General features: G+C 42.8%; 5 protein-coding genes and 2 pseudogenes. 2 read left to right on the top strand and 5 right to left on the bottom strand.

The annotated features are described in order from the left end of the window. Nucleotides 1–317 precede the first annotated feature (317 nt). Nucleotides 318–779, top strand: a pseudogene (locus DP116_RS23660) (RtcB family protein); the annotation flags it as partial. Between the two features lie 326 nt (nucleotides 780–1,105). Continuing rightward, nucleotides 1,106–1,825 (top strand): annotated as a pseudogene (locus DP116_RS23665) (RtcB family protein); the annotation flags it as partial. 67 nt (nucleotides 1,826–1,892) lie between these two features. On the opposite strand, the gene DP116_RS23670 reads toward DP116_RS23665, so the two are convergent. The 5 genes from DP116_RS23670 to DP116_RS23690 form a co-directional block, all read right to left on the bottom strand. Further along, nucleotides 1,893–4,085 carry a pentapeptide repeat-containing protein gene (locus DP116_RS23670; protein WP_169157494.1) on the bottom strand — a complete coding sequence of 731 codons (2,193 nt, stop codon included), beginning with the start codon at nucleotides 4,083–4,085 and terminating at the stop codon, nucleotides 1,893–1,895. A gap of 18 nt (nucleotides 4,086–4,103) precedes the next feature. Then, entirely contained in the window at nucleotides 4,104–4,640 is a 537-nt protein-coding gene (locus DP116_RS23675; RefSeq protein WP_169157495.1) for a HEAT repeat domain-containing protein, read from the bottom strand. An 803-nt stretch (nucleotides 4,641–5,443) separates the two neighbouring features. Beyond that, a complete protein-coding gene (locus DP116_RS23680) occupies nucleotides 5,444–6,142 on the bottom strand; it encodes a hypothetical protein (protein ID WP_169157496.1) in 699 nt (232 codons plus the stop codon). A 493-nt stretch (nucleotides 6,143–6,635) separates the two neighbouring features. Beyond that, entirely contained in the window at nucleotides 6,636–8,648 is a 2,013-nt protein-coding gene (locus DP116_RS23685; RefSeq protein WP_169157497.1) for a hemolysin, read from the bottom strand. Between the two features lie 569 nt (nucleotides 8,649–9,217). Continuing rightward, the gene (locus DP116_RS23690; protein ID WP_169157498.1) at nucleotides 9,218–9,460 is read right to left on the bottom strand and encodes a hypothetical protein; all 243 of its coding nucleotides are present in this window, start codon (nucleotides 9,458–9,460) and stop codon (nucleotides 9,218–9,220) included. Between the last annotated feature and the right edge of the window lie 509 nt (nucleotides 9,461–9,969).

Raw genomic sequence — 9,969 nt, forward strand, 5'->3', positions numbered from 1 at the left:
TTTGAGCCAAGAAATTTATTTCTTGGCGGACGAAAAGTATGGTGCAAGATCTGAGCCTCCAACTAGCGGCGTACCGCAAGTGAAATATGAAAGAAACACATTTTCCTTAAATCTCTAAAAGCCTTGCTATATATGGATTTAAAAATGTGTTTCTTAGGAGTAATGCCCATCGTTATCTGGTTGTGGTGGGCATTATCCATTTAACTAACACATGTCTATTTGTAAGTAGGAAATAAAATGAAATACTGTGCAAAATTAAAATTGCGATGAAACTGCCCTTATAGTCCTAAATCTTAAATTCAAAATTCTAAAGAATTATGGCTTACGAAGAGTTAAAACTTTCAACACCATCGCCTATTTTATCTTGGGCGAATCACCCTTTGGGTTCAGAAGAAACCAAGATGGCAAAGAATGTGGCATCGCTGCCATTTGTGTATAAGCACCTCGCATTGATGCCAGATGTTCACTTGGGTAAAGGTGCCTTAGTTGGTTCTGTCATTGCAACAAAAGAAGCAATTATTCCTGCGGCTGTGGGCGTGGATATTGGTTGCGGTGTCTGTGCCATTAAAACACCATTTAATGGTGATCAACTGGAAGGCAAGCTAAAGAAAATCCGCTTGGATCTTGAAGCAGAAATTCCTACAGGTTTCAACGAAAATAAAGACGTTGAAAAAAGTGTCACCAATTGGCAACGCTGGCGTGATTTCCAAGACTTGCATCAAGGTGTTCAAAATTTGCAAGGTAAAGCGATGAAACAAATGGGTTCTCTAGGAGGGGGTAAAGAATTGCCCCGTACTGTAGTAATACAGTAATGAAAACTCGTCCAAATCGGTGAACGCTGAGATTGCTAACACCGAGGGAAGTGGTAAAACACCCCGTAGAGAGCAGAGGGACTTGGGCATCCTAACTCACTAGTTAGGATGAAGGTGTGCTCCGAACTATACCGAACACCGAAGGTATAGAACCAAGCAGAAATGACTTGGTCGATTGCAACTTTCATCTATGATATTGTGGAGTAAATGAAAGTGTTAAGCAGAAGTCGAAATAGTGTTGAACTAAGACTGTGGAGATTGAGCAAGCTTGACAAGCAATTAGTAACAAATTGAATCACTTCATAGAAGTTTGCCTCGATACAGAGAACCAAGTTTGGCTGATGTTGCATTCCGGTTCCCGCCATATTGGGAATAATCTAGCCCAGTGCCACATTAATACAGCTAAAGAATTAGCAAAAATGGCGGGTAATAAATTACCTGACCCCGATTTAGCTCATTTTGTCGCTGGTACGCCAGAATTTAAAGCATACTGGCATGATTTGCAGTGGGCGCAGAATTATGCGCGTTTCAACCGTGAGGTGATGATGGGGCGTTTCAAGCGCATCGTCGAAAAGCATCTAACGGGTGGTAAAGCGACGAAGCCTTTATTGGAAGTGAACTGCCATCACAACTACGCTGAAAAAGAAGTGCATTTTGGTGAGGATGTCTACGTGACTCGCAAAGGTGCAGTCCGTGCAACACAAGAAGACTATGGCATTATCCCCGGTTCGATGGGGGCTAAATCTTACATCGTTAAGGGTAAGGGTTCTGCCAACAGTTTTTGCAGTTGTTCCCACGGTGCCGGACGTTTGCTATCAAGAAGTAAGGCAAAAAATACCTACACGCTAGATGATTTGATTGAGCAAACAAAAGGTGTAGAGTGTCGTAAAGATACAGGCGTTTTGGATGAAATTCCCAGCGCTTATAAGCCGATAGATCAGGTGATGAATAATCAAGCGGATTTGGTTGAAGTTGTAGCAACACTCAAGCAAGTCCTTTGTGTGAAGGGTTGAATTTCGGGTGGGCAATGCCCACCCTACTTTTTCAGAGATTTTAACTGGGTAGTTGACAATGCTTAGCTTATGCCAAACCAAAAAATGTCGCAATTGTCGGCAATACCTTACCACAAACCTCAACAAGTTGGACTGTTGTAGGTAAGTCGGCAACTGTTCCTTTTAGTAATTTTATTGCGCTTTTTACCATCTTCTGCATCGCTCCATCTTCAGGCTTTTGACCTGCTTCAGCAATAGCTTTCACTTGTTCTAAAGCTTCCGCTTTGTCTTCGTCACTCAAATTCGTATCAGCTTCAATAGCCGCTTGGAGTTCTGTTAGCAGTTCCTTAATTCCTGGTTTATCTGATTCACTAGAGTCAGGCAACTGATTAATTGTATTAGTAACACTACCGCTAATTGCGCCGATCGCAACTCCTGTCATTGATAAATTTTCACCTGCGCCAGCAACACCGCTAATATTACCCTGTGTACCACTGATGCTGATATTTCCTTTACTTTGTGACATAATAAATTCTCCTTGAGTTTGATAAGTTTCTACATAAAACTTTGGCTGTTGTATAGCATTCTCTAGTAGTTGTTCTAAACTGCGAATTCTTTCATCTTTTTCTTTAACTCCTAATAGTAACGATTGTAAGTCATTGTAAGGTAAAGATTTGACTTGACTATATGTTTGAAAATATTCATTGTAAAGTTCAGAACGATTTGCATCACCTGCAACTTTAGCTTGGAGTCGAATTTTTTCTTGCCCTCTGCCTTCTAGGGCGACAACTTCTAGTTCTGCATCTGGGTGATTTTCAGCTAACTGTGTAAGGGCGATCGCCGCAGCACTTGGATCAATACCTTCATAGTGAAACAAGTCAAGAGTTTTAAACTTCTTGGCTACCTCTCGCAAGTCAACATTTTGAGTTTGATACAAATCAAGCGTCTTAATAATTGGAGCAATAAAATCAGCAAAGTCTCCTTCTTTAAAGCTTTCGTTACGATTATCAGGTTTACGGCAAGGATCGGGGTCTTCCTTTGTTGGTAGTTGCATATAAACGTATTCGCACTTCACCCTTTCTAGCTTAGTGTCAGTGGAAACGCCCCAATTTTGAATATAAGCTCCTGTTAAGCAAGCCTCATTTAAGTTAGCTTGATATAATTGCGCTTGAGCAAGCTTGGCACCAAATAAATTAGCTTTGTGCAAAGTCGCTTCACTCAAATCTGTACAGATAAAGCTAGCATCTTGCAGATTAGCATCCTGAAGATTCAAACCGCGCAAATTCAGATGGTCAAAGTTTTTTTCGACACCATCTTTCGTAACAACCAATTGTCGCACTTTTGGATTTTCTAGATATGTGCCTTCCAAACGAGTCTGTTCCAGCTTTTGAGTTTGAAACCAGCAAGTGCGGGTGAGGATAGCTTTTCTAAAGTCTACACTTTTGAGGGTAGCTTGGGTAAAGTCAGCATCTGTTAAATTGGCACCGCGAAAGCTTGTTCCTTTTTTGGCGACAATGCCAATTGCTAACGCTTGAATGAGCTGATATTTTTTGTCTCCATAAATAGCTTGCCAGCCAACATAAATACCAGATGCGATCGCCACCAAAGCAACCAATCCAGCTATAAAGAAGGCAACAACTATAGCTTCAACAGAAGCAGAGGAATCTGCTCTCACTCCAAACAGAGCACCAAATACAGCACCTACAAAAGCCATCAATCCTGTGATCGCTCTTGCCATAGGTAAAGCCATTATTCTCCCTACAGCCACAGCAATAGCCATGTTGACAACGCTAGCCATTCCACCAGCTAAAGCGATCGTAGTGAATACTGCACCAATAACAAGATGCCCTCCAAGGTTATTTTCGGGAAAAAATGCCAATCCCGCAATTAGACATGCAGCTATAATCTCAGCGAGTGTTGCTAGTGTTGCTCCCAAGCCTTGCCAGAAAATAACTATTAAAAAGATTGCTAAAGCGATTAAGGAGAAAACTCCAAAAAAGATATGTCCATAAACTTTACTACTCAACAAATTGCCTATAAAAGCACCAGCATATGCAGCAATTAATCCTGCAAATAATGATAGAATGAGTGACAAAGCAACCAAGCTAATAGCCCAAGAGGTTGGCAAACCAGCTTTAGCATTGCGGAAGTTTGCACCAATCAAAACAGCATGACTGAAGTTTACACCTCGGATATCGGCATGGCTAAAGTTTGCTCCAGCGAGGTTTTTTCCTCTGAAGTCTTCACCCCGTAAATTAGCACGTTGAAATTCATATGCCATTGCTGTTTATCCGTTGAACTAGGGGCATTTCCATCTTAGTACGGCGCGTATTGCTGGAATTCGACACATGACAGGAGGGTTATTATTTACGTAACGCAAAGTATTATGTTTGACATCTCTAATCAGGAGGCACCCTAAGCATGGTTCAATTTGTATGAGAGCATAATCAATCATCCTCACAACATCGCGACTTTCATCCTTAACTAATAACTCATTTAATAAAGGTACTGCTGGTGTGGCTTGCGAACCAATTTCACCCAGTGCAGCAATTATTATGATACGAGTGTTTTCATCCTTATTTTTCAGAGCTTTTATAAGAGTCAGCGCTTTTATAAGAGCAGGAACTGCTTTTGACTGACACGCTACCAGTGCATCAAAATCTAATCGTTCAGCTTTGTTTAGTTGCTGAATATGCTTTTGAATCTCGATATCAGTGCATTGAGCAGTAGGTAATTGCCTTGATGGAGTTTGAGCTAAGGAAGGTGAGAATATAGCTTGTAGTACAACTAAAGGCGTCAATATTGCTATTTTATATTTCCAGTGTTTACTAAACATTATTTTCAGTTTTATATCCAGATATTTTTACATTGCCTCCTGTCAATTAGCATTGTCAAATTTCTCTACAATGACAATAAATCTATCGAACTTTAGGGCATTTCCATCTCAACACAATTCGTATTGCTCGACTTCGGCAGATTATAGGCTGTTTTTTATTTGTGTAAGAAGTGGTTGCTTTTTCGACGTAAGCTACACCTGACTGGTTACAGTTTTGAGTACCATTTACTACTTCACAATCAGGTGTTGTAATAGATGTGTTATTCCTATCAGAACGAATATGATTATGTCTATGTCCTGCATTCTTTGCAGAAGATTGAGAAATAGTTGACCTATCTGATGAAGTTTGAGCAAGCACTGTTATAGTTGTTAACACAGAGAACGTTACTCCTCCTACCACAGCTAAGGTCAACATAACTGCTTTAGGTTTCCAACGCTTTCTTAACACTAAACACCTCCTGTGAAAAGCGTCCATTTCACTTCTGTAGTATAAGAAAAATATACAAAAGGAAGTGAGATGATTCCGGATTGTGCTAAAATTTTTCTGCAAAAACGAGACGCTGGCAAGAGATTCCAGTGAAAATACGTCAAAATTTCGATTGTCGCTGGATTTAGCTAATAGACAGGTATGAAATTGTTTTTATATAAAGAAAATTAAGGATATGGCAATCCTATTTCATTTGTGAACATCGGGCATATTTAGATTCCCGACTTCTTTAAGAAGTCGGGAATCTTGTTGTTCACGTTATTTAGGAATCAGGTAGAAAACAGCACAAAAAAGCAAAACAAAAGTGTGTATTTGGCTAGGACTGTGTACCATCAACGACTTCAAACGAAGGAGCGAGTGGGCGACGAGGTGTCCCGCCACCACCAACACGCTCTGAACCATTGTTCGCTACCACCTGAAGGTACTTTGGCAGTACTTGCAGACCTTGCCATGAAAGCTGATTGACCTCTTCCTCTGCTGAGGGTTCACCGTACAGGTTAAGGTGACCCCGATCCACTACATAAGCACCGTAGTCTTGGAGGGCGCGAGCGAGCTCGTAGATCGGTGTGCCCGGTGGTCCGACAATAGCCTCAATGTTAACGTCTCTTGGGATTGCCAACAACGAACCCATGTACACATTCCCCGTCCCAGTATAGCTGCTGCCCTTGCCGTCGTCGTCAGCCCAGTTTGCAGGCCATACATAAGGCTTTCCACTAGGGGTGTTTTTATTTAAGACAGCAGTTGTGAGCGAGATTCGCAGTGCGTGTCGAATCCCGTTGTGGAGTTCCCCCTTGCGGATCAGTCCAGCTGTACACGAGCCGCCGTAGGCACACGAGCCGTGGTAGGTGTCAAAGACTCCAGGACCCTTCAAGTCAATTTTGTTGGGGTACGGTGCTTCAAGGTTGCTATCAGCCCGCCTCTTTGCCCAGAGCATCTCGATGACGGAATTGTGGGTTTCGTCGATGATGTGCAAATGAGCGTCTTGGTTGGAATCCGGTACAGCGGCGTCTGGCACGTGCACCTCGAAAGCAAGTTTGTCGTAGTCCGTGCTATATATGCTGCGAATCGGATCAGATGCATCAGCCATAAAGATCGGAATAGACCAGTCTGTTGTATTGACCTGGAGACCATACTTTAACGCTTCCGTCGTCCACTCGGAGGAACTCACCGGCTCGAACTGCGCCTCGGAGCCGATTGGCATATTCCAAGGGCTGTGTGCATCAAATGGCCAATATGCGGGGTCGCGTGTTTCGCTTGTCGTGTTGCTACCCAACATAACGGGTGAGAAATCGGCTTTTGGGGTCGGCTTGCTCTCAGTCGCCATAATTGGGGGCACGCCGGAGAGGACAAAAGTAATCACTCCCAGCAGGACAAGCCGTGCAAGCTTATAATGTGTGACGCGGTGTGGGCGTTGCACTGATATGCGTTGCTGGACCTTGGAATCCATTATCGGTGTTTTAGGCTTCATAGTCAGCGATTAACCCACCATGTTTTGTCATGCGATAACCTTACAGAGTTGAAGTAGAGTAACTTTGTCCAGAGAAAAATTGGGGATTACTGGTAAGCGTTGGAGTATTGACTTTTTCCAAATTCGCCAGTGACCGAGGCTGAATGTTGTCCACATTCGAGCTATCTTGAGCAGGCTGGCTGGTTGAAAAATGACTCGGAGTTAGAGTGTCCAATAAGCCGACATAGTTTTGTCCAGAGTTCAACTGAGAATTTAATTCAGAGCCTTGACTAGGAGTGAGCACAGAGTTGTCAATTCCCTTGCCTTGTGTGAGAGTGTCCTGGCTAAGACCACTGTAGAGATGATCAGCCTGAGTAATATTACCACACAGTAGCTTATCACCACTGACAGTGAATATAGGGGTACTGCTGCTGGAGCGATCATTACCGGGCACTTGAGTAAGACTACCATCCGAACCATTGCTAGAGCTATTTCCATTAACAGCGACAGGGGTGAGGCTATCATTGGCACTGTTGCTAGAAGTATTGTTTATGGGGTCTACAGAAGTACCGTTATTTAAGCCATTCTCACTAACAGATACTGGGGTAAGGTTGCTTGCTGTAGCCAGATTGGAGCCGTTATCATTCAAAGAATTTCCTACGCTTTGAGTACTGTTTTGCAAATGACTCAAATCAGGCTGTGCAATATTAATAGATGCTGTTACATTGATATCAGTAGGATCATTCGAGTTTTTAGCTGGCCATTGGGTATTTCCCCCACCATCCCTGAGTTGCTCAGTCGCTTGGTTCTTGATGTTCCAACCGTTACCGCCATTGTAGGCAACGTTATCTGCAAAAATTGAATTTTTAACAGTAGTGGACGAACCTCCTCCAGAAATGCCTCCACCTTGCCACCCAGCGTAGTTGTTAGCAACAGTCGTACCATCGATAGTGACGGGATTAGAGCCATTAGCTAAAGCGATCGCTCCACCCATCCCATTTTTGCCGTCAGCACTCTCGGCTCGATTACCAGAGAACGTACTCTTGGTGATGGTACCTGGCGATTGTTCTCCTACCCACAAACCACCACCTTGCTCCAGTGCCCGATTATCTGTGAAGGTGGTGTTGTTGATAGTAAACTCACCATTACCAATTCGCAAACCACCGCCGAGTGAATCACCTTGACTATCCGGAACGACCTCATTTTGAGTGATTGTGGAATTGTCAACGATGATCTTGTCTGGGGGATAAGCATACAAAAACAGTCCTCCCCCTTGTCCAGCACCTTTGTTACCCTCAAACTGGCTGTTGCGAATGGTAATTGTGCCCCCTATAGGACCATAATCGAAATTTGGTCCAGAAGCATTCGCTCCATCAGTATAAATGGCTCCACCATAACCTATGGTATTGGGACCTATCGGACCTCCAGCAGTTGAGTCATTATTGCGGAAAGTAGAGTCTTCTACTGTGAGTGTGCTCAATACAGTGTTGATCGCACCGCCATTGGTTCCCTTGTTATTATCGAACTCACTACCTTTGACCGTCAGAGTACTGTTAGCATTGACTGCGATCGCTCCGCCACCGCGTTCGCTTTTACCAGCAGTACCATCGTTACCCTCAAACAGACTGTTAGTGATGGTGTTAGCGGTGTTAAAGCCTCCCCAAATCGCACCTCCTTCTGAAGAGGCGTTATTTTTAAATTTGCTATTCTCAACGTTGAGAGTGGTGAGTTTATCACTCGTAACTGTCCGAATTGCACCTCCGGCACCATTTTCACCTTCACCACTGGATTTTCCATTGGCAAGAGTCAAATTTCGCAAGCTAAAACTTGAGCCAGGTGTTGCGACATCGAAAATTCGGCTAGCATTATTGCCACTAATCGTTAGACCAGTAGCACCTGCACCATCAACGGTCAGGTTTTTGTCAACTGTGAGTTGACCTGAGCTGAGGGTAATGGTTTGATTGGCAAGGCTAGAGTCAAATTGAATCGTATCACCTGATTGGGCTTGAGCGATCGCCTCTCTGAGGGAACCAGCACCATTGTCAGCATTAGACGTTACGTTAATAGTACTCATGTTCTATCAATCCTCGTTTGTTGTTTGTTTTGACCAAATAACTCATGAACAATGACCAACCAAGTGGTCTAGATCTACGATCAGCACCTATCAGTACGTTGCGGCTGAATAGGCAATAACTTTCTGACCATGACCTGATAGGCATGATCATATGAAGTGCACTTCATACAGACTCGTGCTGATTATGTCATCACCGATAGTTGCACTCTCAACTCTAGTTAACTCAAGCAAGAGCGTTGCTCAAGGGCGGATCTAGTCACCCTTAGCACAAACAGAGCTACCATAGAGTCTGGTACTTGCCTCTAATGTTGATGCTCTTGCCTACTCTTGTTAACAGTTATCAGTTATCAGTTATCAAGTACCAGCCGCAGTTATCAGTTTGAAGAAGAATTCAGCAATTCTGCAATTCAGTATTCAGAACGAAGAAATAAAGAATTGCGACTTCTGTACGGGCGCTGCGGCCTTGCGCCCCTACTGACTCCTGACTCCTTCACTGCGTAGGTAGCTGTTCACTGTTCACTGTTCACTGTTCACTGTTCACTGGTTTAAGAGGCAGAGTTGTTTTTGTTTCAGATTTGTTTATTGAGTTGCACTGTCCCTGATTCCTGAGTTTCAGGTTGTTGGTGGGAGATCGGGACACCAGAGATATAAATATGTGGAATGAACACTTTGGCAATTTGTGCATTTTTATTCTCTGTACTGTTCAAGACAATCACCTTGGCTTTTGGTGTCATGCCTTGAATCAGCAAAGGGACTCTTACTAGTTGAGACTCAGTCAATATTGGGCTATCTAGAGTGAAAGCCCGAAGCATTTGGCTATACATAGTAAATTCTTGTGATGACGGGTTTGCTGTAGATACTTAACTTACGCAACTGTAAGCACCTGTAGGTTGCATTAGTATTCCAGCGATCAAGAAGCATGAGTTGCTTAGCTTTTGGTAGACACCCGTTATTCAGTCGATTTACTCTGGGCAAGCAAGTTTTTGAATTTTCCTGCTTGATACTGTCAAAGAACTTTTAACACTCTTTGCTCTTACTCTGATGAAGCTTTAAAAGCTGAAGTTGTTTTTTGAAAGTATGCACCTTAAATATTATTTGCACCTTTTTCTACCGAAAATGTCAATTTATTTCTAACTTCATAAAGCTTTTATCTTTTTGCTCAAAAATCTTTATGATAAATTTTTAACTGACTTCTCCATTCTTGTTGACTAAAGTCCAAAAACGTGCATTAAGTGAGAAACATCTATCGTATAGGATTCCCCGAAAGATTTTTGCGAAGCTTCGTACAGTTTATGTTAACCAGTTATCAGTTATCAGTTAT

Source organism: Brasilonema bromeliae SPC951, assembly GCF_012912135.1.
GTDB lineage: Bacteria > Cyanobacteriota > Cyanobacteriia > Cyanobacteriales > Nostocaceae > Brasilonema > Brasilonema bromeliae.